At 48.3% G+C, this 24,265-nt stretch carries 19 protein-coding genes; 15 read left to right on the forward strand and 4 right to left on the reverse strand.

The genetic code is table 11. From position 1 onward, the window contains the following. Nucleotides 1-27: 27 nt before the first annotated feature. On the reverse strand, nucleotides 28-789 hold the full coding sequence (locus EI981_RS01395) for a DeoR/GlpR family DNA-binding transcription regulator (protein ID WP_126994779.1): 762 nt from the start codon (nucleotides 787-789) through the stop codon (nucleotides 28-30). A gap of 399 nt (nucleotides 790-1,188) precedes the next feature. Between EI981_RS01395 and EI981_RS01400 the strand changes: the two genes are divergently transcribed. The 6 genes from EI981_RS01400 to EI981_RS01425 all read left to right on the forward strand — a co-directional run bounded on the left by EI981_RS01400 (nucleotide 1,189) and on the right by EI981_RS01425 (nucleotide 7,371). Continuing rightward, nucleotides 1,189-1,947 carry an ABC transporter ATP-binding protein gene (locus tag EI981_RS01400; RefSeq protein ID WP_126994781.1) on the forward strand — a complete coding sequence of 253 codons (759 nt, stop codon included), beginning with the start codon at nucleotides 1,189-1,191 and terminating at the stop codon, nucleotides 1,945-1,947. Continuing rightward, nucleotides 1,940-3,556: an ABC transporter permease subunit gene (locus tag EI981_RS01405; RefSeq protein ID WP_126994783.1), complete on the forward strand. Its 1,617-nt coding sequence runs from the start codon at nucleotides 1,940-1,942 to the stop codon at nucleotides 3,554-3,556. The genes EI981_RS01400 and EI981_RS01405 overlap by 8 nt, the downstream gene beginning before the upstream one ends. 103 nt (nucleotides 3,557-3,659) lie before the next feature. After that, on the forward strand, nucleotides 3,660-4,652 hold the full coding sequence (locus EI981_RS01410) for an extracellular solute-binding protein (protein ID WP_127004240.1): 993 nt from the start codon (nucleotides 3,660-3,662) through the stop codon (nucleotides 4,650-4,652). Nucleotides 4,653-4,689: 37 nt separating this feature from the next. Beyond that, nucleotides 4,690-5,784: a 2-aminoethylphosphonate--pyruvate transaminase gene (gene phnW, locus EI981_RS01415; RefSeq protein WP_126994785.1), complete on the forward strand. Its 1,095-nt coding sequence runs from the start codon at nucleotides 4,690-4,692 to the stop codon at nucleotides 5,782-5,784. Continuing rightward, a complete protein-coding gene (phnX, locus tag EI981_RS01420; protein ID WP_126994787.1) occupies nucleotides 5,781-6,602 on the forward strand; it encodes a phosphonoacetaldehyde hydrolase in 822 nt (273 codons plus the stop codon). The genes phnW and phnX overlap by 4 nt, the downstream gene beginning before the upstream one ends. A 205-nt stretch (nucleotides 6,603-6,807) precedes the next feature. Then, the gene (locus EI981_RS01425) at nucleotides 6,808-7,371 is read left to right on the forward strand and encodes a cupin domain-containing protein (protein ID WP_227011643.1); all 564 of its coding nucleotides are present in this window, start codon (nucleotides 6,808-6,810) and stop codon (nucleotides 7,369-7,371) included. Nucleotides 7,372-7,441: 70 nt separating this feature from the next. Here EI981_RS01425 and EI981_RS01430 read toward each other — a convergent pair whose 3' ends face one another. After that, nucleotides 7,442-7,897, reverse strand: a complete 456-nt coding sequence (locus EI981_RS01430; protein ID WP_126994791.1) for a hypothetical protein — start codon at nucleotides 7,895-7,897, stop codon at nucleotides 7,442-7,444. A 168-nt stretch (nucleotides 7,898-8,065) separates the two neighbouring features. Between EI981_RS01430 and EI981_RS01435 the strand changes: the two genes are divergently transcribed. Further along, nucleotides 8,066-8,653 carry a hypothetical protein gene (locus tag EI981_RS01435; protein WP_126994793.1) on the forward strand — a complete coding sequence of 196 codons (588 nt, stop codon included), beginning with the start codon at nucleotides 8,066-8,068 and terminating at the stop codon, nucleotides 8,651-8,653. Nucleotides 8,654-8,772: 119 nt separating this feature from the next. Here the strand turns inward: EI981_RS01435 and EI981_RS01440 are convergent, their stop codons facing one another. Beyond that, nucleotides 8,773-12,732 (reverse strand): glycoside hydrolase family 10 protein, encoded by a 3,960-nt coding sequence (locus EI981_RS01440; protein WP_126994795.1) that lies wholly within the window; start codon nucleotides 12,730-12,732, stop codon nucleotides 8,773-8,775. A 582-nt stretch (nucleotides 12,733-13,314) separates the two neighbouring features. On the opposite strand from EI981_RS01440, the gene ahpC reads away from it, so the two are divergent. Together ahpC and ahpF are read left to right on the forward strand one after the other, a co-directional pair. After that, nucleotides 13,315-13,878: an alkyl hydroperoxide reductase subunit C gene (ahpC, locus tag EI981_RS01445; protein ID WP_126994797.1), complete on the forward strand. Its 564-nt coding sequence runs from the start codon at nucleotides 13,315-13,317 to the stop codon at nucleotides 13,876-13,878. A gap of 11 nt (nucleotides 13,879-13,889) precedes the next feature. Next, a complete protein-coding gene (ahpF, locus tag EI981_RS01450) occupies nucleotides 13,890-15,422 on the forward strand; it encodes an alkyl hydroperoxide reductase subunit F (RefSeq protein WP_126994800.1) in 1,533 nt (510 codons plus the stop codon). A 428-nt stretch (nucleotides 15,423-15,850) separates the two neighbouring features. Here ahpF and EI981_RS01455 read toward each other — a convergent pair whose 3' ends face one another. After that, nucleotides 15,851-16,873, reverse strand: coding sequence for a LacI family DNA-binding transcriptional regulator (locus EI981_RS01455; RefSeq protein WP_126994802.1), 1,023 nt, complete (start codon nucleotides 16,871-16,873; stop codon nucleotides 15,851-15,853). Nucleotides 16,874-17,151: 278 nt separating this feature from the next. Between EI981_RS01455 and EI981_RS01460 the strand changes: the two genes are divergently transcribed. Genes EI981_RS01460 through EI981_RS01485 form a run of 6 tightly spaced genes read left to right on the forward strand, consistent with a single transcriptional unit; the run spans nucleotide 17,152 to nucleotide 24,226 of the window. After that, nucleotides 17,152-18,456, forward strand: coding sequence for an ABC transporter substrate-binding protein (locus EI981_RS01460; RefSeq protein WP_126994804.1), 1,305 nt, complete (start codon nucleotides 17,152-17,154; stop codon nucleotides 18,454-18,456). A gap of 17 nt (nucleotides 18,457-18,473) precedes the next feature. Then, nucleotides 18,474-19,409 carry a carbohydrate ABC transporter permease gene (locus tag EI981_RS01465; protein WP_126994806.1) on the forward strand — a complete coding sequence of 312 codons (936 nt, stop codon included), beginning with the start codon at nucleotides 18,474-18,476 and terminating at the stop codon, nucleotides 19,407-19,409. A 19-nt stretch (nucleotides 19,410-19,428) separates the two neighbouring features. Then, nucleotides 19,429-20,253 (forward strand): carbohydrate ABC transporter permease, encoded by an 825-nt coding sequence (locus EI981_RS01470; protein WP_126994808.1) that lies wholly within the window; start codon nucleotides 19,429-19,431, stop codon nucleotides 20,251-20,253. 44 nt (nucleotides 20,254-20,297) lie between these two features. Beyond that, nucleotides 20,298-21,599: an alpha-galactosidase gene (gene melA / locus EI981_RS01475; RefSeq protein WP_126994810.1), complete on the forward strand. Its 1,302-nt coding sequence runs from the start codon at nucleotides 20,298-20,300 to the stop codon at nucleotides 21,597-21,599. 25 nt (nucleotides 21,600-21,624) lie between these two features. Next, nucleotides 21,625-22,605 (forward strand): carbohydrate kinase family protein, encoded by a 981-nt coding sequence (locus EI981_RS01480; RefSeq protein ID WP_227011644.1) that lies wholly within the window; start codon nucleotides 21,625-21,627, stop codon nucleotides 22,603-22,605. 43 nt (nucleotides 22,606-22,648) lie between these two features. Next, the gene (locus EI981_RS01485) at nucleotides 22,649-24,226 is read left to right on the forward strand and encodes a right-handed parallel beta-helix repeat-containing protein (RefSeq protein ID WP_227011645.1); all 1,578 of its coding nucleotides are present in this window, start codon (nucleotides 22,649-22,651) and stop codon (nucleotides 24,224-24,226) included. Nucleotides 24,227-24,265 lie beyond the last annotated feature (39 nt).

Below are 24,265 nucleotides of genomic sequence, written 5' to 3' on the forward strand. Positions count from 1 at the left end.
TGCATAATACTCAGGATTAGGAGATATTCATGCTTCCGCAATCACCAATTTGGTGTCGGTCTTCTTGAACTTCGCTTGATAGCTGCGGTCAACATTCGCATCCGTCACGATGGTGTCGATTCGCTCCAGCGGTGCGATGGAGACCATGACATCTTTACCGAATTTGGTACTATCTGCGGCGACGTATACCTCACTGGCGAGTTCAATCATCTTCTTGCGTGTGATGGCCTCTTCCATGTTGTAATCCGAGATTCCTCTCTCCATGGTGATGCCGCTGCAGCAGATGAACGCCTTGCGGATATTCAACTCGTGAAAATTGAAGATATAGTCATAGGCCACCACGGACTGCTCTTCTTTTCGAATTTTTCCTCCAATAATAATAAGATCCACTTCACTATGGACAAGCTCCTGGATGACCGGGATGGAGCTCGTGATTACCGTGAGCTTCTTTCTATGTTTCATGTACTTGGCAATTTGATAAGTCGTGGACCCGCTATCAATGTAGATACAGTCGCCATCCTCAATGAATTCACAGCACTTGCGAGCAATCTGTTCCTTCTCCTCCAGATGATTGATCATCCGTTCCTCCATCGAGGATTCCCCGAACCGGCCCGCCAGCTTGATGCCGCCGTATATTTTTTCAATCTTCCCCTGTCTGGTGAGTAGATTGATATCCCTTCTTAGGGTGTCGATAGATATATCCAGCTCCTCGGTCAGCTCATTGATTTTGAGTACCTCTCTGACGGTTAACAGATCTAGCATTTTCTTTTGCCTTTCTAATGGCAGCATCTTCTCACCTGCTAAATACAGATTTTTACGCTTTTGATCACGAAGTGAACCAGTGGAGCTAATTCGACATCGAATCTTGAATTCACCCGGGCCTTCCGGTGCTCACGTACAAACTACGTACGCTGCGCTCCTCAGTCCCTAGCTTCATCCAATTTTCTCGGTGCTGAAAACCGGCCTTTTTGAGCACGCATTAGTATTAGAACAATTTCAGTGTATCGGCTACCTATTCAAGATTCAATAGAGTTTACAAAGATCGGCATGTTCATATACCTAATATGGGCTAAAGTTATGCAAAAGTGATGAATAAACTATGCAAGATTTACTCAAATTTTACATAGTCGCTTATTCCGGATGACATACGGTTTCTATACTGGGATTGTGTTGAAGGAGGTGGGCGGCTTGCTGAAGCTGCAGAATATTAGCAAACAATTTGACGGCAAAACAGTTCTTGATGACATCAGCTTCAAGATTGGCTCAGGTGAGATTATGTCGCTCCTCGGTCCAAGCGGAAGCGGGAAGACAACCCTGCTCCATCTGATTCTTGGCCTGACAGGAGCTGACCGCGGAAGCATCGTCTTCAGTGAAGAGGATCTGACCCATGTGCCCATGAAGAAGCGCGGATTCAACATCGTGTTCCAGGACTACGCCCTGTTTCCGAACTTGAGTGCGTATGACAACATCGTATACGGTCTTCGCAATAAGAAAGGTACCGCAAGTGAACAAGAGGTTAAAGAGTATATCGATTTTCTTGAGTTGACTCCGCATTTGAATAAAAGAATAGGCGAGCTGTCCGGTGGACAGAAGCAACGGGTGGCCTTGGCAAGAACGTTGGTTACGAAGCCGAGAATCCTACTGCTGGATGAGCCGCTGAGCGCGCTGGATGGGGTCATTAAGGAATCTATCAAACAGCGAATTCAATCGATTGCTAGAGAATTCAAGCTGACGACGATTATTGTAACGCATGATCCTGAGGAGGCCTTAACACTGTCTGACAAAATATTAATCATCAACCAGGGCAAAATCTCACAATTCGGATCACCGCAGCAGATCATCAATCAGCCAGACAATGAGTTCGTGAAGCAATTCATTATTAAGCAGTTACTGATCAAGAGGCAGAACATCTATAACCTGTTCGGTGAGATGTATGCACATGCATAGAGTCAAGCCCGAGATGCGGGCAGTCTTCATCCTGATTCTGCTGTTGTTCGCTGCGTTTCTGTTCTTACCGTTGATCATATTATTGATTCGTTCCTTCGAGACCGATCAAGGAGTCTCTCTTGCGAATTATGTCTCAGTCTGGAAGGAGCAAGATATGCTCGGGGCAGCCTGGAACAGTATCAAAGTTTCAGCTACGGCAGCGATAATTGCTACGGTTCTAGGTTTCATTCTAGCTTACTCGATTCACTGTACTAGAATATACAGCCCAATCAAGGGTGCGCTGCGAACGGCGATTATTCTGCCGATGCTACTGCCGACGATCACTTACGGCTTTGCCATTATGTACTCGTTCGGCAACCAGGGCTTGCTGACCAAGCTCTTTGGCAGAAACCTGTTCGAGATTTATGGCTTTAACGGCCTGCTGACAGGCTATGTCATTTATACACTGCCCTCGGCATTCCTGCTGATCCATAACGCCTTCGGCTATATCGATAAGAAGTTCATTATTGTCTCTCGGCTGATGGGCGCTGGAACGGTGAGAAGCTTTGCCAACACGATTGTGCGGCCACTCGTTGGGGCGCTGGGCGGGGCGTTTGTACTCTCTTTTATTCTTAGCTTCACGGATTTCGGTATCCCGGCTTCAGTGGGAGGGACCTATCCGGTCATTGCTACCCAGCTCTATCAAGTCATGCTCGGCTCTATCCCAGACTTTAACCAGGGAGTGGTTATTGCTGTGCTGATGCTGATTCCAGCGGTGTTCGGGATCTGGCTGCTGAATTACCTGGAGCGGCTTAACTTCCATTATGACAAGATCAGCGACATCGAGCTGCCGAGACATCGCATTCGTGATACTGCATTGGGAGTGATCTCATGCGCGATTGTACTGGGATTGCTATCGATCTTCGCGATTATGTTCATCGCTCCGTTCTTGAACAGCTTCCCGTATGATCTTCACTTCACCTTCAAGCATGTCAGTGATGTGCTTACATCCCGTGACCTGACGGGAGTATATAGGAATTCGCTATGGGTGGCGCTGTTAACGTCCCTGTTCGGGACATTGGTTGCCTATGGGGCAGCGCTGCTAAATGTGCGGACTAAGCTGAAGGGAAGAGGAGCGACCGATATCGTGTCGATGATCACCAATACCGTGCCAGGCATGGTGCTTGGTATCTCGTATCTGCTTCTATTCAACGGCAGCAGCTTGAAGGGAACGTTCACGATTATCGTACTATGCAATATCGTCCATCTGTTCACGACGCCATATCTTATGGCCAAGAACTCCTTATCCAAGATGAATCCTTCTTGGGAGACGACAGGAGAACTGCTGGGTGACAGTTGGTTCAAGACCGTATGCCGGGTCGTTCTACCGAACTCGATCTCGACGGTACTCGAGATGTTCAGCTATTACTTCGTCAATTCGATGGTGACGATCAGCGGGATTATATTCCTCGTATCGGCCCAGACATCTGTCATGGCCAGCAAAATCAAAGAATTGCAGCACTTCGCCAAGTTTAACGAGATTTTTGTGCTGTCCCTGCTGATCTTCCTCACCAATCTAGTTATAAAGACCCTTTGCGATTGGATGCAGAGAAGAAGGGCGGTGTCCTGATAAGCCCTATCTGAATATGGCAAGCCATGTAGTTGCAAATCGTTCTTCATATTCATCCATAAAAACTATGAAAAGAGAGAGGGATTATACTGTGTTCAAATCAATGAAAGGTATATTGCTTACACTTCTGGCGGTTGGTCTGATTCTTACAATGGCGGGCTGTGGCAGCGGTAGCGGCAAGGCGGAGGAAGCGAAGAAGGTAGTTATCTATACGAATGCTGATGAAGAGGCGGTAACCTCCGTGGAGACCGCGCTGAAGAATGCAGGCTATGACGGAAAATACGTGCTGCAAACGTTCGGTACCTCGGAGCTTGGCGGCAAGCTGATGGCTGAGGGAGACAAAATTGAAGCCGATTTGATCACAATGAGCTCTTATTTCATCGAGAGTTCGCAGAGTCAGCACCCGATGTACAAAGACTTCTCATTCAAGACGGGTGCATTAGAACAGTACCCAGCCTACGATACGCCAATCTTGGCGAATACGGGTTCAATCTTCGTGAACACGGAAGTGTTGAAGGAGAAGGGACTGCCGATGCCGACATCCATCAAGGAGCTGACTGCGCCGGAGTTCAAAGGACTCGTCTCCATCCCGAATATTATGGACTCTTCTACGGCATGGCTGCTTGTTCAAGCCATTATTGGCCAATATGGGCAAGACGAGGGCAAGACGATTCTGCATGATCTGATCGCGAATGTTGGGCCGCATCTGGAGAGCTCGGGTTCCGGTCCACTGAAGAAGGTTCAAGCGGGTGAGGTTGCTGCCGGATTCGGTCTGCGCCACCAGGCGGTTAGGGCGAAGGCAGCAGGCGCGCCGATCGATTATGTGGACCCGATTGAAGCGAACTTCTCACTGACAGAATCCCTCGCTGTAGTGGATAAGAAGAATGCTACTACAGATCTGGCTATGAAAATGGCGGAAGTCATTATCAAGGATGCACGTAAAGATCTGATCGCCAACTATCCGGTAGCTCTGTACAACGGCGAGAGCGTAGACGATGTGAACAAGCCGGCTCAATCGTTGAAATTCGAGCAGCCGCTGACGGTGGAACTGCTTAAAGAGCATCAGGACTTCTTCAAGAGCGCTCAGAATAATTAATAGGCGTTAAATCCATCTAACAAGGGAGTAAGGCAAAATGAATGCATACAAGCTATTAACCCCAGGACCGCTGACTACGACTAGCACCGTTAAGGAAGAGATGCTTCTGGACCGCTGTACATGGGATGATGAATATAAATCAATTACGCAGAAGATCAGATCTCAGCTCTTGAAGATTGCCGGGGCTGATTCGGAAGAGTATACAGCTGTGCTGATGCAGGGCAGCGGTACCTTCGCGGTGGAGTCGGTTATGACCTCGGCTGTGTCTAAGGAAGATAAGCTGCTGATCGTCACCAATGGAGCTTATGGCGAGCGGATCGTGCACATGGCGAAGTATATCGACCTGGATTATTCCGAGCACCGTGTCAGTTATGATAAGCAACCAGAGGAAGCGGCGCTTAGGGCTCTGCTGGAGGAAGATCCAACGATTACTCACATCGCTATGGTTCACTGTGAGACGACGACAGGTATTTTGAATCCGCTTGAGATGGTGGCGGGGTTGTCCCGGGAGTATGGCAAGACCTTGATCATTGATGCGATGAGCAGCTTCGGCGGGATTGAGATCGATGTAGCCGGACTCGGAATCGATTATTTGATCAGCAGTGCCAATAAATGTATCCAGGGCGTGCCTGGCTTCGGCTTCGTCATTGCCAAGCTGGAGCGGCTGAAGGCCTGCCAAGGGATAGCGCGCAGCCTGTCACTTGATCTTTACGATCAGTGGAAGGGGATGGACAAGGATGGCAAATGGCGTTTCACGTCGCCAACGCATGTCGTAGCTGCTTTCGCTAAGGCCATTGACGAGCTAATCGAGGAGGGCGGAGTATCCGCGCGGAATGCACGCTACAGCGGGAACAATCGTATCCTGCGGAGCAAGCTTGCCGAAATGGGCATTGAGGCTTATATTTCAGAGGATAAGCAGTCGCCGATTATTACGACCTTCCTATTCCCGAATTCAAGCTTCGACTTCGCTGAGTTCTACGAATATGTGAAGCAGCGGGGATATGTGATCTATCCAGGTAAGCTGACAGATGCGGACACGTTCCGGATCGGCAATATCGGGGAGATTTACCGGCAAGACATCGAGCAATTATGCAGCATCATTAGCGATTACATGGGAGGAACTGAACAATGAATCAAATTGAGGGCGTTATTCTAGATTGGGCGGGGACTGCGGTAGATTTCGGATGCTTTGCTCCGGTGAATGTATTTGTTGATATTTTCAAGAAGGCTGGCATTGAGGTTGCGATGGAGGAAGCCAGAGGTCCGATGGGGATGCTGAAGATCGATCATATTCGCGCGATGCTGTCCATGCCGAGAGTATCGGCGTTGTGGGAAGAGAAATACGGTAGAGCTTTTAACGAAGAAGATGTGAATCGTTTGTATGGCGAATTTGAGCCTGCGCTTATGGCCTCCCTGTCCGAATATACAGAGCCGATTCCAGGCGTGATCAGCACGGTAGAAGCACTGCGCTCCCAAGGTTTGAAGATCGGGTCTACGACAGGCTACACCAATTCCATGATGGAGGTTCTCATCTCTGGCGCCAAGGCTAAAGGCTATAGCCCGGATCATGTCGTAACACCGGATGACACGAATTCCTATGGAAGACCTTATCCTTATATGATCTATCGAAATATGGAAGCTTTGAAGCTATCCGCGGCATGGAAGGTCGTGAAGGTAGGAGATACCACCTCCGATATTAAGGAAGGCGTTCAGGCTGGCGTATGGTCCATTGGCGTTGCGGTTGGAAGTTCGGAGATGGGGCTTAATGAGCAGGATTACCAAGCCTTGTCCGATGCGGATAAAGAGGCGGTTATTACCAGGACGAAGCAAGGCTTCATGCAGCAGGGAGCCGATTTCACGATCAATACGATGACGGAGCTTCCGCAGTTGATTGAGCGTATTAATGGGCTGCTGGCGGAAGGAAATAGACCTGGAAATGTAAATGCGTAATTGTAGCAAGAGCCAGGGCATGTATATCTAAAAATTCAAGTAGCTTGACACCCTTTAAAGCACCTTCAAGGAATGAAGCCATGTCGCAAGAGATGGTGAAGCCTTGGGGGTGCTTTGTATTATTTCAGGGAGACAGGTTCCCGATAAATAGGCACCCGCATAGGATGACTACAAAAAGTTATAGGCTATGAGAGGAGAATGAATGTTGAACGACAAACCATGGGGCCCGCAGCAATGGGTTAATCCTGGACAATACGGCTGGAATAGTTACGATTGGAGTCATGGCGGAAATTCGTACTATAACTCGAGTAGTGCGAGTGAGCATAGCTGGAGCCCATTCTACAGAGCCAATAAGATTGAGGATTATGGACCAAGGCCGTTCGTCATCAATATTGAAGAGGCCACGAAGCGGAACAACAATTACCGTACAGCTCTATGGACTGGGAACCATCTGCAAGTAACTTTAATGTGCATCAATGTCGGCGAGGACATCGGTCTGGAGGTCCATCCGGAGGTCGATCAATTTCTGCGCATTGAGGAAGGGGAAGGACTTGTCCAGATGGGGGACAAGAAGGAACACTTGAATTTTCAAGAAAAGGTTCATGATAACGATGCTATCCTAGTCCCTGCCGGAACCTGGCATAATGTGATCAATTCAGGTAAGAAGCCGCTTAAGCTCTACACGATCTACGCCCCGCCTAATCATCCTCATGGAACTGTCCAAGCGACCAAGGCCATTGCCATGGCTGAGGAAGGGGCAGAGAAGTAATTTGCATCCATAAGTAGAACAGCCAGTTGCCCGTGAATTGCGGCGACTGGCTGATTAAATGTATTAGTTACTATTTAGCCGTCTTAAATTGACTGCGCATTTGATCGAACAATTCTTGAGACTCAGCATTCTCGGATGCAGCATAACCAAAGCCTACTTTATTATCGATAATCAGCACAATCATTTCTTGATTGTCTGCTGCCTGAATGAGTACTACTGATCCTTTTCCGTCTTCGTCATCGTATGGCACAGATTCTGCCACCTTCGGATCCTTCAACTTCTTGTCCTCCGAAGCCTCAGACGCAGCTCCTAAGCGGAATAGGGCTTGAATTTCAGGATGCACACTCTCCTCAACAAACTTCTCCCTGTCTTCCTTCGTTCCATTGTAGAAGTCCGTGACATAGGATAATGCCAGCTTCTCATCCGCAGATAGCTTCTTTGAGTCGGCAGAATTATTACTGGAGCATCCAGATAGTATAATCACTGCGGCGAATAAAATAGATAGAAATTTTGCAAAGTTCTTCATGGTTTCCTCCTAGGTATATATATGTACAATTGCTAGTCTATCAGGTATTGGAAATACTAGACAGGAAGGTAAAGGATATTTTTATTTTTTGAGTATTGTTTTGAAAAATATGATAAATATGCTAGATTTAAGTAAGAACTAGGCTTAGATCCCGAGGAGGTTGTATATTTGAGAAAGTATCTGAAAGTTGTGTTACTTCTACTATTATCGACCATGTTAACATCATGTTCCCTCATGAGTTCACAGGACCTGTCAAACATCCCCGAAGAAGTCCAATTATTGGATACGACCACAGGCCATACTTTATATATTGGCATGAAGAAGAAGGAGATTAGTTCTAAGAAGCTGGTTAAGGTTAAAGATATTGTTGAATCAGATAAGCTATTGAAATCTTATCAATATGAAGGCATTAACATGAAGTTTTATGACAATATTCTAGTCTTTATGCATATCTCGGATACATCTGAGAAGGGAAGGTTCGAGACGAAGGGATTAGGGATTGGAAGCGATGTATTAGAGATTAAGTCAGTATATAGGCATATGCCCCTTTATAATCCAGCATTCAATAACCATAGCTATGTTATTTCCAAAGAGGATCTCCATTACTTCGAATCCCTTACGGAGCTCCAAGAGCAGGATCGTTCAGATCCACAATTCTATATGCTAGATTTCAATATCGATGAGCATAACAAAATCAGAAGCTTCAGCCTTTATGATGACAAATATGTTGTAGGAACGATGGGATACATAGAATAAGGCTGGGACAAGACCTTCCATATGGTTAAAGAAAATAACACCGATTCATGATTGAATCGGTGTTATTTTTAATATCTGCGTGAAACCCATATTGAACTATATTTGCTGCTTTGCTTACATCACAGGTTCCAAACATGGTACAGGATCACTGCTACTTCGGCCCGCGTAACCAGGTCTTGAGGAGCGATCTTGTCATTCTTGCTACTTACAATTCCGTTGCCAAGCAGCGTAGTGGCGCTGTCTAAGGCATAACTGGATATGCTCGCTGCATCCGAATATGCGTCGAGCCCACCGCTGCCTTCCAACTGTATGCCGGCTGCAGCAAGCGCACGTGTCGTCATGACCATCATATCCTGCCGGGAGACTGTACTGCTTGGTCTGAATGTGTTGTCCTGATAGCCACTGGCAATGCCTAGTTCCTTGGCAATAGCCAGTTCCTTACTATAATAAGCACCAGCAGGAGTGTCACTAAAGGTCGCTTCATTGCTGCCGTTTCCTTGCAACTCAAGGGTTCTCACCAGAAGTACAATAAGGTCGGCTCTTCTGATCGGAGATTCCGGGGATAAGCTATTCTCGTTCATGCCCTTGATAATATCGCGGGCTGCCAGCGTCTCGATCGCTTGTCTATCCGAAGCAACACCAGATAGATCCTCGAAGGTCTTGGATACGTAGGCTATAGCATACGTGCTGAAATGGGCTGTATGGAAAACAACTGCTTTACTTGCCGCATCATATCGTCCATTTGGGATAGGTGTGACCTTGCCTTCTCTATCGATATGCCAAATAACGAGATTGTTCAGATGACTTGATTCATCCGCTGTCGGTGTATAAGGGATGGATACCGTGACAGGTGCAGCAGGGTTATTCCAGGCGATTACACGATCTCCGGCCGATATGCTCAGGTCGATCATCGGACGATCGCCAATTCGCTCGCGGATAGAACTCGATAGACCCTCTGCAGAGGATTTGCCGATGCGGAAGGTTACTTGTTCTCCTTCCACCGCTGTATTGGATAGCATTTGGCTTGGAATTCGAACGGATGCATGCTCTATTTGCAACAGCAGATCAAAATCTACTTGACCTGTCAAATATTGAGACGGCAATTGCACTTCGTAAGATTCCGCATCCGTTGTCTTCGGCACATCGATGACAATTTGCTTCTTGCTGTTAGCTCCGTTTGCAGCCAGCTCAAGCGCCTTGCTCAACGTCTCCTTGGAGATCGTAATCCTGGCTACTCCATTCGCGTTCTTCACCTGCGGTTTGATCGTAACAACTCCGTCTTTGTTCTCTAGGGCAGGCGCCGATGGAACAGAACTACTGTTACTAGAACTGCCGCTATTATTGCTGCCACCGTTATCGCTGCCATTACTCCCGCCGCCATTGGAGCCCCCGGGCTTGCCGGTGAGAGTAAGAACACCAAAGACAGAGGTGTCCTGGAATCCGTTGCCTGTCGTATCATTCCAAGCTGCGACACTCTGACGGGCGCCGTCCTTGGCGTCGTTGATCTGTGCATCGAAGCCTACTTTTGTATTATTAGCTGGAGTGATCGTCTTGAACGGGATCTTCATCTCTACCGTATAATTGGAACCTGATACCTTGGTCGCTGATTCGAACCCTTCGGCGATACTTTCAGGATTGAAAGAAGTCTCGTTGTCGAAGTTCACTCTATATTGTCCATCATCATCCTGATAGAATGAGGTCTTCTTATTATTCTCGTCAAGGAAGACTTCGACCGAATCTTGCTCCCATGCATTAGCACTTGATTTATCAAGCTGTGAGTCGCTTACCTGGATCAATACATACAGGTACTTATCGTCCCATAGTGCTTTAGCTACACCGGTAGCTCCCTGCCAAGCTGACTGATACCGGTTGATTGGCATCTCTGGGGCACTGTTCCAGGCTGCATCTACTGTTCCATCAATGGTAGGTGTAGCATACTTCGCCGTTGAATGATTGGCATCAGTCTCTTCAGGCTGATGTTCTTCGATAAATTGATCTGGATTAATGACGCCATAATAGGCTGGCTTGGCTTGCAGACTTTTATCGAACAGTAATGGATTCGTTGAGGATCTCCAGCTCGTACCGTCATCTAGTCCCCAGAATGTAACACGCTTGATATGATCGGAATGCTCTTTGTAAATGTTGAATAGCTGTGCATACAGATATCCTTGAGCATTTGCAAGATTGGCAGGAAGTTGATAATCGCTTCCGGCCTGGATGTCTAGCTCAGTGATGCTGATCTCGACGCCGAGCGAGATGAATTTCTCCAGCGACAATTCCACATTTACCGGGTTGGTATTTACTGAATAGTGCGCCTGCATACCAACACCGTCGATCAGCAGCTTGCCAGGATGAGCGGTGGCGTAATTGTCGTTGATCTCTTTTACCATTTGGTAGATGGCTTCGGCTTTATTCGGGTTATCATCATTGTAGTCGTTATAATACAGCTTGATATCCCAGCCCTTCTCATCGAGCACTTCTCTGGCTGCAAGGAAGGCTTGCTCGATATAGTCTGGACCGATGGCTTGATACCAAGGAGACTTGCGCTGTGCTCCCTGCCAGTCGGAAGGATTAGTCGGGTTATCGTTCATCGCTTCGTTAACGACATCCCAAGAGATCACCTTGTCGCCGAAATGCTCCATCACGGTCTTGATATGAGTCCGCATATTCTCAAGAGCCTCGTCCCGACTTAGTGGTACGGTATTTCCTTCCGAATTCGTAGTTGTATTCATCCATGTCGGCGATTGCTGATGCCACACAAGGACATGTCCGTGCATTTGCATTCCTGCATCCAGCACTTGATTCACCATGTCGTCCGCGGCGTCAAAAGTAAATTTGCCTTTCTCACGCTGCAGCGCATCCGGCTTCATCGCATTGCCAGCGGTAGCAACATGATGATGCATGCTCAGCAAGTCAAGCCGCATGCCGCCCAGATCCTCTGCCGAAATAGCGTTGCCGATCAGGAAGTCATTTTTATATACATCCTTGATTGGGGTTAGATCCCTCTGGATATCGATCGGGCCTGAGGTTTTCACGAAGCTGATATCATCAATATAGAAAGAGGCCGTCGCATTATTCGAGCTCTCAACGTAGATCGTCAGATATTCGCCACCGACGCTGTTATAACGGTAGCTTCCTTCGAACTGCACCCAGCCGTCATTGGTACTGATGGTTTTAGGAGAGAGGGCAACATAATTCGCGCTGCCTCCATCGCCAATCTGCGTGGACAATTGAATTTGTGAGCTTGCCGGACTGATCAGCTTGACCCATGCTGACACCTTATATTCACTGCCCTTGTCGACATACTGCTCAACACGCAGTGACGGGCCATGCCAAGTCTCTGTTCTGCCAGCGACCTTCAAAGCGTTAGATCCACCCTCGGTATGATTGGCTTCATCTGTAATGGTCAATGTTTCTTTGCCTGACCTGCCTCCAAAACCGCCCATCTCCAAATCTTCAAAGGTAATCGTAGTGAATTCCTTCGCTGGCGGTCTAGGCAGTTCTGGTTCAGTACCACCGGAATCCTCGGTGATCAGGATATCTCCGATGTAGAAGGGGACTGTGGCACCGGGATCGTTGGATTGGACTCGAAGAGCCCGATCTTTGGATGTATCCACGGTAAACTTTTTGGATAGGGTTAAGGCCTTCCCTGATTCAAACTTTGCGCCGTCAAGCCATGCATAACTATCTACCGTTTGTAAGAAAGCTTGAGCATCACTCGGTACATTCACATCAGCATCAACATATACAGCTGCGGTCACCGTGTAGGTCTTACCATCTTTCAGCCCAATATCGGCGAATTTGAAATCAGCGGCATCATAGTTTGCAGTTCGGTTGCCTACATATAAGGCCCCGCCGTCTTCATTTCCTTCAAAAACATTACCCGTAACATGCTCTAGCGTGGCGCCGCCCGATTGTGTTGCAGCACCTTTACCGTTAGCAAAGTCCTCATGATATACCATTACCGGTTCCGAAGCTCCATCAGTATCAGCCTTTGCTCCAGTTGCTATCCAGCCCGAAGGGATGAACAGGATTGTCGCGAGCAGGATCGCGATGGATCGTTTGATCATTTTACTCATTCGTTCTTTGCACCCTCCCTTATAAATATTATGGTTAAGCGCTTTCATATTTGGTCGAACAGGTCCTCCTTTCAGAATCAAATCATATTATTTATCCAATCATGCATCTAGCTCGGAATTAAAGGAGGTTCCGATATTATTACATATCATTATGAAATGTAGATTTTCTCGTGATCTAGCACCTATTTGCGAGAATAGCTACATCTATTTTCCAGAAAAAGAGTTATTCTATTTAAATAGAGATCATGCATACCGAGAGCAGTGTTATAAGAGGTACCCTGGTTAACAAGACGAAAAACGAACTTATATTGGAGGGAGTCTATGCGCTGAAAAACAGGACTAGCAGCGGTCATACTATAGGTAGGGAATTTATGATCATTCGGAAGAATGGGAACTGAATTCCTGTGAATACTAAGAATATGAAGACTTGGTGAACGGGTTTGACATTGAGAATGATTAATATATAATAATTATTATAAATAAGAAATTAGTATAGCTTACTTGAGAAATGTGCATGCACTGCTCGAATGTCTCTATGCTAATCTTCATTAAAACCAATATACCTGGGAGGTACGAAAAATCATGTCATTGATTGGAACAGAAGTACTACCATTTAGAGCTGATGCTTATCACAACGGTGATTTCATCGAAGTCACTGATGCGAATTTCAAAGGAAAATGGAGTGTAGTATGCTTCTACCCTGCAGACTTCACATTCGTGTGCCCTACTGAGCTTGAAGATTTGCAAGATCAATATGCAACATTGAAGGATCTTGGTGTCGAAGTATACTCCGTATCTACGGATTCCCACTTCGTACACAAAGCTTGGCACGATAGCTCCGAAGCCATCGGCAAAGTTACTTACATTATGATTGGCGACCCTTCACATACAATTTCCCGCAACTTCGACGTATTGATTGAAGCAGATGGCATGGCAGACCGCGGTACCTTCATCATCGACCCAGACGGAGTGATTCAAGCGGTTGAAATTACTGCCGGCGGCATCGGACGTGATGCAAGCATTCTGATCGACAAGATCAAGGCTGCTCAATATGTTCGTAACCATCCGGGTGAAGTTTGCCCTGCTAAGTGGAAGGAAGGCGGAGAAACTTTGAAGCCTAGCCTTGACCTTGTAGGCAAGATTTAAGGAGAGAGATTATGAAACTGGATGCAGACATCAAATCACAACTGGCGCAATATCTCCAGCTCTTGGAAGGCAATGTTCTGCTGAAGGTCAGTGCAGGATCCGATTCGGTATCTAACGACATGCTGGATTTAGTGAATGAACTATCCGGCATGTCTGATAAAATTACGGTAGAGCATACTACATTGCCTAGAACTCCAAGCTTTAGCGTAAACCGTGTAGGTGAAGACACTGGCGTTACATTTGCTGGGGTACCATTAGGTCATGAGTTCACTTCGTTGGTGCTCGCTTTGCTTCAAGTTAGCGGTAGACCGCCTAAGGTTGAGCAGAGCGTCATTGATCGGATTAAGGCAATTCAAGGTGTATATCACTTTGAGACTTATGTCAGCTTGTCCTGCCACAACTGTCCTGACGTTGTACAGGCGCTGAACATGATGAGCGTGCTTAATCCTAACATTACTCACACCATGATTGACGGTGCAGCCTTCAAGGAAGAAGTCGAGAGCAAGGACATTATGGCCGTGCCAAGTGTCTATCTCAACGCTGAATTCTTTGAGAGTGGCCGTATGACGGTAGAGGATATCTTGAATAAAATGGGCAGCTCGAAGGATGCTTCCGAGTTTGATAATAAAGAGCCATACGACGTGTTGGTTGTTGGTGGCGGTCCAGCCGGCGCGAGCGCAGCGATCTACGCAGCACGCAAAGGCATTCGCACAGGTATTATTGCTGAACGCTTCGGCGGACAAGTGAATGATACGCTGGGCATCGAGAACCTGATCGGTACGAAATATACAGAAGGTCCTAAGCTTGCTGCCAGCCTTGAGGAGCATGCGAAGGAATACAACATCGATATCATGAAATCTCAACTTGCGAAGCGTCTTGAGAAGAAGGACTTCGTTGAGGTTGAATTGGAGAACGGTGCTATTCTGAAGAGTAAGACCGTAATTGTGTCTACAGGTGCTCGTTGGCGTAACCTGGGTGTACCTGGCGAAGCTGAGTTCAAGAACAAGGGCGTGGCTTATTGCCCGCATTGCGACGGTCCTCTGTTCGCTGGTAAGCATGTTGCCGTTGTTGGCGGCGGTAATTCTGGTATTGAGGCAGCTATTGATCTGGCAGGCGTCGCCGGCCATGTTACTGTCCTCGAATTCATGTCAGAATTGAAGGCTGATTCCGTTCTTCAAGAACGTCTGAACAGCTTGCCGAACACAACCGTCATCAAGAACGCTCAAGTGAAAGAAATTACCGGAACCAATAAGGTTGATGGTGTGACTTACATCGAGCGTGAGAGCGGTGAAGAGAAGCATATTGATCTGCAAGGGGTATTTGTCCAAATCGGGCTTGTTCCGAATACAGATTGGTTAGCTGACACCGTAGAACGTACTCGTATGGGTGAGATCGTCGTAGACAACCGCGGCGCAACGACCGTTCCTGGCGTATTTGCCGCAGGCGACTGCACGAACGCTCCATTCAAGCAGATCATCATTTCGATGGGCTCTGGTGCTACTGCAGCGCTTGGCGCATTCGATTATATGATCCGGAATCAATAATCTTTATACGATCATGGAGCAAGGGCCTAAGTTCACGACAGCACCGTGAATGTACCTGCTTGGGAGTACACTTGTACGTGTGTTCCTAGAAGGATGGCTCCTGCGTCCATTGAAGAACCCCAGCCCGGGTGTGGGCTGGGGTTTTTTTTACATATGAAGCTGCTGGATTCTAACGGAACTCAGCGACGTTATTCTGCGCTAAACGTGGTGTTTTGAAATCTAACGGAAATGAGTGCACTTATTTGCCTGAAAAAGGGCTGACAGTCCGATAAAACTGACGAATAAGGTCTGCTATTTCCTTTACATTGTTAGAATGCCTAATTTGGTGGAGAATAGCGGCGTTCATTTCCGTTAGAAAACGGCTGGTGCGAATGGGGAATTGCCACAGGGCATCCCGAAATGAACATGGCATCAGCCGTGTTGCTTGATTAATCTCCCGCCTTAGCTGTTGACTGGCGGAAGATCGGCTCGAACGGCACATGGATCCGAATCGGCAGCGGATACGGATCGCGAATGCATTGCAGCATCGTCTTCGCAGCTATGACGCCAATCTCGAAGGTTGGAATGCGGATCGTAGACAACGGCGGCACAGTATAGCGAGAGGGCTCATTGTCATCAAATCCCATGACAGCAAAATCATTCGGGATGCTGAAGCCTTTCTCGGAAATAGCCCGCATGCTGGCCATCGCCATAATGTCGCTCGCTGCAAAGACAGCCGTCGGCAAATGCTCAGCATGCTTCTCCAAATATTGCAGCATAAGGCGATAGGCATTATCCGGCTCCCAGGATGCGTCCAGGACGCGGTCCTCCCGCACCGACAAGCCAGCCTGCTCCAGGGCGAGCTTATATCCCCGATAGCGTTTTTCCTTCTCGAAGCGGCCCGACAACCCCGTCCCGCCAATAAACATAATGTCTCGATACCCCTGATCAATCATATGCGTGACGGCAACTCGTGCCGCTTCTATCCGGTCATAAGCAATACAAGGGATTTCCGGATCGGACACGTCAATTCCGACAATCGCTTTCACATGCTTCTTGAAATGCTGATAGATTTTGTTGTCGATTCCCTCGATAACGATCAAGCCGTCAATAGGGCTGTCATGCAGCGCGCTGCGCAGCACTTCAGGCTTTTGGAGCTCCTCTTGTGTATAGGTATAAGCAATCTTGTAGCCGTGCTTGGACAGTTCCTTCTCGATCCCGTCAAAGATCACGGAGAAGTACGGGTGGTAGTGGCGCTTTTGCATGGTCGACACCACACAGCCAATCTGCCTTACAGCCTGGGAGGTGTTAGACGACGGGGACTTCACCTGGTAGCCTAGCTCATTCGCAACATCCCAAATTCTTTGCTTGGTATCTGTGTTCACGAGCCGGTTGGAATCGTTGGCCAGCACGCGGGAGACCGTGGAGACGGACACTCCTACCTTGACCGCAATATCTTTTAAAGTCGCCATATCATCAACCGTCCCTTTCTAGTTGCATATGGTGCATGTTGCACTAAAAGTTGCAACTGCTTTTTCCATATGCCTGCAACTCCTCACCTTTATATGTTAAGCAAAAAAAACGACAAGGTCAACTGAAATATTGCGAAAAACAATGTGAAAATTTGCGCGCAAAATCAGGGTTTGTTTGCCGCAAAATAATGAAAAATATGCATTGACATTTGTCTAGAAAAAAGTTACATTCTACACGATGAAAGCGGTTAAACATAAAAATAGGGAAGGGGTTTGCAATGAAAAACGTTAGAAGTACGGTTGTTTTTTGCTTGCTTGCCGCTATTTTTGCAGCTTTTGCCCTGAGTGGTTGCTCTAATGCAAAAGATGCCAAAGATACCGGCGGGGCAGGGGGCAAGGATGAACAAGTAAAGCTTGTGTTCTGGAGCCATCAGGCAGATGCCTTTATCAAAAGCTATCGTTCCATGATCGATCAGTATGAGCAGGATCATCCGAATGTGAAGATTGACTTTCAGAACTATCCTTATGATGCATACAACCAGAAGCTGAAAGCGTCATTTTCCGCAAGCCATCCGCCTGATATCGCTGAGGTGTTCGGAACCTGGGTTCCAGAATATTCGAACAATGGGCTGCTGGCTGAGGTGCCGGACGGCGAGAGCAGGAAGGAAGAGTATTTTGAAGCGCCGCTGGGTGGATTTATGCATGATAGCAAGCTGTACGGCTTGCCGATGGAATATAACATTGAGAACGGCGGGATGCTGATTCATCCGCAGATGTTCAAGGACAAAGGGATTGCTTATCCGCTGTCAACATGGCCTGAGCTTGTGGAGGCCGCCAAGAAACTGACGGTAGCGAACGGGGACAGCCTGAAGGTCAAAGGCTTTGATTTTGCGTCCGGTGACAACATTACCTTTACCTTCTTGTCCTTTATTTTGCAGCAGAAGGGCGATTACTGGGGAGAGAACGGCCATGTCAATTTCCAGACGCCTGAAGCCGTTAAGGCGATGACAGAGCTGAAAAATCTGATCGTAGAGGATAAAGTAGCTGATTTGACGACCTTTGGCGGACAGCTCGATACCTCGGATTACTTCTTCAAGGGCGGATCGGCGATGGCCTATCGCGGGCCCTGGACGATCGCCACGGGTCTGGATAGCTATAAGGTGAACGATTTCGAGTATGTTCCCGTGCCCTCTTATACATCAGAGCCACCGTTTTTTGCAGCGGAATCGGGATGGGGGCTCGTCGTCTCTAAGAAAAGCAAGCATGCCAAGGAAGCCTGGGATTTCATCAACTATGTAACAAGCAAGGAGCAGCTCCGCAAGTGGAATCTGGACACGTTTACTGTGCCGGCCAAGAAGGAGGTTGCCAGCGACCCGGATTTTGTGAAGGAGAACCCGTACATGAAGACGTCCATTGATATTTTGGAGTATGGCCGCTGGATTGGCCCGATCTGGGATCGCGACTATCTGTTCAAACAGATTAATGATCATTTCCAGCTTATCGTTGCCGGTAAAATCACGGTGGAGGACGGCTTGCGCAAGATCGAAGAGGCGGTCAATACGAGTCAAGACCAACATAAGTAAACCGGGAGTGTTCACATATGGAAATCAGCAGTTTGAAGCGGGAGCGTGGCGCGGGGCGGAGGCTCCGCCCCCATGCCGTCCATCGCAAGCAGCGTCTGTTCGTAACCGCGTCCCTGACGCCCATCTTTATTTTGTTTACCGTATTTGCATTTGTACCGATCGTCTGGAGCTTAATTTTATCCTTCTACCAATACAGTCCGCTGCGTGAGGAATCGCCTTTTATTGGGCTGGAAAATTACATTCGATTGTTCAGCGATGAGCTGTTCCTCAAATCGCTGGGAGTCACATTCAAATTTGTCGCAGCGGCGGTCATTGCGAACATCATCATCACGCTGCTGATTGCGATTGCGGTCAACAGTGTGCGCTTCCGTGGTCTGCGCAGCCTGTTCCGCACGATCTTCTTCCTTCCGGCGATTGCGCCGCTGGCAGGTACAGCAGTTGTCTGGAGCACCATGTTCAATTATGATAACGGGCTCTTCAACATGATTCTGGCCCAGTTCAATCTGGCGCCGATCAACTGGCTGGGCGACCCGGCTTATGCGCTTTTTTCCGTTATTATGATGACGTTATGGGCAGATATCGGCTACAACGTGGTCTTGTTCATGGCTGGCCTGGATTCCGTGCCGGATATATATTATGAAGCCGCGCGGCTTGAAGGCGCGACCCGGCTGCAGACCTTTTGGCATATTACGCTGCCGCTTTTGAGCAGAACGACGCTGTTTGTTTCGGTTACGACCATCGTGTCCTATTTTCAGGCGTTTCCGCAATTTCAGATTATGACCAAGGGCGAGCCGTTCAACGAGACGAGGGTGCTGGCACTCCATATCTATGATCAGGCCTTCTCCAACTCCAATATGGGCTATGCGTCTGCGATGGCAGCGGTGCTGCTGCTCATTATTTTGCTGGTTACGATGATCCAGCTGAGAGCAGGGCGTTCCCAATGGGAACATTGAACGGAAGGAGGGGATTAGGATGACCAGGCGTTTTACATGGCTTGAAGGAGTAATCATTGCTATCCTGCTGGTCTGCGCAGCGATCATGCTGCTGCCGTATTTGTGGATGGTGCTGTCTTCCTTCAAGAGCAATCTGGAGATTATTTCGTCGGCAACTTCTTTTGTACCGCAAAACCCGACATTGGATGGCTATAGAGCCGTGTTTGAAGAGGCGCCATTTCTCACCTGGCTGCTTAACAGTGCCATAACGGCCGTCATTATTACGGCTGCCACCTTGTTTACGAGTGCGTTGGCCGGCTATGTTTTTGCTAAATTCACGTTCCCAGGCAAGAGGCTCATGTTTCTGCTTGTACTGGCGACGATGATGATTCCGTTTCAGGTGATCATGATTCCAACGTATTTGATTATTTCCAAGCTTGGTCTCATTAACAATTTGGCGGCCATTATTGTACCCAGCTTAATCAGCTCTTACGGGGTATTTCTGGCGAAGCAATTTATTGAAGATATTCCAAGGGATTTGCTTGAGGCAGCACGCATCGACGGCGCGGGCGAGCTTCGTATTATGTGGCGCATTGTCATGCCGTTGATTTTACCGATGCTTTCGGCTCTTGGCATCTTTACCTTTATGGCCGCGTGGAACAACTATTTGTGGCCACTCATCGCCATCAATGATATGGATCGAATGACGGTACCGATGGCGCTCGTCTTCTTCAATGGTGCGCATCAGGTGAATTACAACGTAGTCATGTCTGCCGCTGTACTTATTACACTGCCTGTTATTATCGTGTTCCTTATTTTCCAGAAGCAGTTCATTAAAGGGCTGACCATGACAGGCATGAAATAGGAGCGGGAATAGATACCTAATAACCAGGAATGGAGAAATTACTTATGACCAAAATTTCGATTATCGGCGCTGGAAGCGCATTTACCCGGGAAATTATCGTAGATATTTTTAAGATTGAAGGCCTTGAGGAGGGAACCATCGCTCTGGTCGACATCGATCCAGAACGGCTCGCGATTGCCCGTGACTTGGTGAACAAGATTATTGAAATGACCGGAAAGAAGTGGCAGGTGCTAGCATCTACCGATCGCCGTGAGGTGATAGCTGGGTCGAATTTCGTGATCAACCAGATTGAGGTTGTTGGGCTAGAGACGGTTCGCTACGAGTACGAAATTCCGCTTAAATACGGGGTTAATCAGTGTATTGGCGACACGCTGGGCCCGGGCGGATTATTCAAAACGCTGCGTACATTACCGAGCTGGATCGAAATTGTCCGCGATGTGGAGGAACTCTGTCCGGACTGCATCATTCTGAACTATACCAATCCGATGTCCGCGGTTACGCTGCTTACTTCCCGGATTACGGACCTGCCGGTGGTAGGGCTCTGTCATTCCATTCAGAATACTTCCAGGCAGCTGGCAAAATATGCAGGCGTTCCTTACGAAGAAATGCAGTGGCGCGCAGGCGGCATTAACCATATGTCATGGTTTGTCGAGCTGACACATCAAGGCCGGGATCTGTATCCTGTCTTATTGGAGAGGATCGCAGATCCAGAGCTTCTGGCCAAAGATCCGGTGCGATTTGATGCGATGAAGTATTTGGGCGCTTTCGTCTCGGAATCCAGTGGACACTTCTCCGAATATATTCCGTATTATCGGAAGAGGCAAGACTTGATTGACCGCCACTGCAGTACAGGTTATAACGGTGCTACGGGCTATTATGCGGATAACTGGCCGATCTGGCGCCGTACGAATGATGAGGAGATCAAGCAGCAGCTATCGGGAGAACGGCCGATTGAGCTGAAGTCAAGCCATGAATACGCGCCCATCATTATTGAAGCGATGGTAAAAAATGAAGTGAAGACGATCTACGGAAGTGTTCCGAATGGCGGATTGATCTCGAACCTGCCGCAGGACGGCGTAGTGGAAGTCGCCTGTATGGTGGACCGTAACGGGGTAAATCCATGCCAATTCGGAGCGCTGCCTGAGCATCTTGCCGCGTTATGCCGCAGCAATATGGCTTTCTTTGAGCTTGCCGTATCCGCGGTACTGAATAAGGATAAAGAGATGGCGATGCACGCGCTGATGGTTGATCCACTGACCTCAGCAGTATGCTCGTTGGAAGAAATCAAGAATATGTTCGAAGAGCTGTATGAAGCGGAGCGTCGCTTTATGCCGGAAATGAAGTAAGGGGCGCAAAGCGCACGATAGAAGATTGATAGAAGCAAACAGCTCAGAGAGCAATATATTCAAGGAGTGGATTGAAGCGATGAAGGTAGCTGTATTGGGTGAATTGAATGTGGATATGATCTTGACGGGTTCGGATATTATGCCGGAGATGAATCGGGAGAAGCTGCTTGACGGCATGGAGCTGGTGCTGGGCTCATCCTCGGCGATTACGGCCTGCGCTCTGGCCTCGCTTGGGGCAGAGGTGGAATTCGTCAGTCTGGTCGGCGAGGATGATTATGGCCGGTTTTGTCTCGCCGAGCTTCAGAGAATGGGGGTGTCGACACGATTCGTAACCGTTGATGCCAGACTAAGGACAGGGATCACCTTGTCGTTCTCGGCAGGAGGCGACCGCAGCCTGCTCACCTACCCGGGGACCATTTCGCTTCTTGCCCCGGAGCATATCCCTGAAGCGCTGCTGTATGAAGCGGATCATGTTCATTTTGGCTCTTACTTCTTGCAGACGCGGATGAGGGAGGAATGGGTCTCTTTGTTTGCCAAGGTTCAAAGTTTGGGGAAGACAACTTCTTTTGATACAGGTTGGGACGTATCGGACGAGTGGCGCCATGAAGGGATCGACCGCCTCCTTCCTGTAACGGATCTGTTCATTCCAAGCGAGGAGGAGCTGATGCATCTGTACCGGGCTGAGGCGCTGGATGACGCCTGGACAGCGCTGCCGTCTGATGCATTAGCCGGGACGGTGGCTGTGAAATGCGGCTCGCAGGGTGCGGCCCTGTTCAAGCGGAATCAGCCTCTAATCAAGGTGCCGGCCTATTCTGTAGACGTCAAGGATACGACAGGGGCAGGGGACTGCTTCAATGCAGGACTGATCTACGGTTATGGAACAGGACTTCGGGCTGAGGAACTGCTGCGATTTGCCTGTGCCTGCGGCGCATTGTCGGTTCAGGCGATTGGGGGAACGGGCAGTCTGCCTACTGTTGCAGGAGCTGAACGCTTAATGCAGCGCTGAAGCAATCGGAAGTTTGTATTTCATAACAAAGGAGAGGATACGAATGTTAACAACAGCAGCTCGCAAGACGGCTTGGGGAAAGCTGAGAATGTGTGGAACGGTTTTGATGCTTACGGCAAGTATGGTGCTGGGAGGTATTGGCTTGGAGGGAGCAACAACCTATGCTGCGGGTGCGAACTACTATGTATCTCCGACCGGAAGTGACAGCAACTCAGGCACAAGCACCAGCAAGGCGTGGAAAACCTTGCAGCATGCGGCTGACAGTGCAGGTGCGGGCGATACCGTATATGTCATGGACGGCGTGTATCAGCAGAAGCTGAAGATTACGCATTCCGGGTCGGCAGCGGAGGGGCCGATTACGTTCAAGAGTTATGCTCCTCAAACTGCTATTTTGGATGGAACAGGGCTATCTGTAGCGGATTCAGAGGGTCTGGTTGAAATTACTGATGCCAGTCATATTGTTCTTGAGGATTTCGAGATTCGCAATTTTAAAACCACTACCAAGGATAAAGTACCATCAGGGATTCTGATCACCGGGGTCGGCAGCAACATTACAATTCGCAACAACTATATTCATGCGATTGAAAATAACGCAGCCCTGCGCAGTGATCTGTCCGGACGCGATGCGCACGGGATTGCGGTATACGGCACGAAGGCGCCCCAGTCGCTTAGCAATATTTCGATTGTTGGCAATACATTAAGCAACCTCATACTCGGCTCCAGCGAGTCGATGGTTGTCAACGGCAATGTGGATGGCTTCTTGATCGAAGGAAACGTCGTACATGACAATGACAACATCGGAATTGATGTGATCGGCTTTGAGGGCACATCGCCTAACTCTGCTTATGACCAGGCGCGTAATGGCATTATCAGAGAGAACCTGGTGTACAATATTACTTCGATTAACAATCCATCCTACGGCAAGCCGGTGCCGAACGATTCTTACGGGGCGGACGGCATCTATGTCGACGGCGGCAAGGACACGATTATCGAACGCAATATGAGCTATAACAATGATATTGGAATCGAGATTGCCAGCGAGCATAGCGGGAAGTCTACCAGCAATATTATGGTGAGGAACAATATAGTTGCGAACAATAATTACACGGGCATCGCTATGGGGGGCTATGATAAGAAGCGCGGCTCTACCGTGAATTGCACGATCATCGGCAATACTTTGTACAAGAACGATACGAAGGGGTTGGATGGCGGACAGATGCTGCTGCAATATGATACGAAGAACAATGTCATCAAGAATAATATTTTTGTAGCGAGCAGCTCCAAGCTGATGATCTCGAATCCATTTACCCAAAATACCGGAAATCAGGTGGATTATAACCTGTATTATGTGACGGGCGGGGCCAACACGGCCAAATGGCAGTGGAAAAATGTGAGCTACACAGGATTTGCCGCTTATAAATCAGGCACGTCCCTAGATAGCCACTCTGTATTTGCGGATCCGCTGCTCGTTGACCCGAACACTGGAAACTACACGCTCAGCGCCTCTTCCCCAGCGATTGATGCAGGAGAGAATTTGGGCTCCATCGTGGGAGACAAGGACTACAAAGGAAGCGATCGCGTGAAAGGCGGCAATATAGATATTGGAGCAGATGAATATTAAGGCAGCATTAGGCTAGTTAGCATAGAAACCTCCGCCATC

It is taken from the genome of Paenibacillus lutimineralis (assembly GCF_003991425.1).
Classification (GTDB): domain Bacteria; phylum Bacillota; class Bacilli; order Paenibacillales; family Paenibacillaceae; genus Fontibacillus; species Fontibacillus lutimineralis.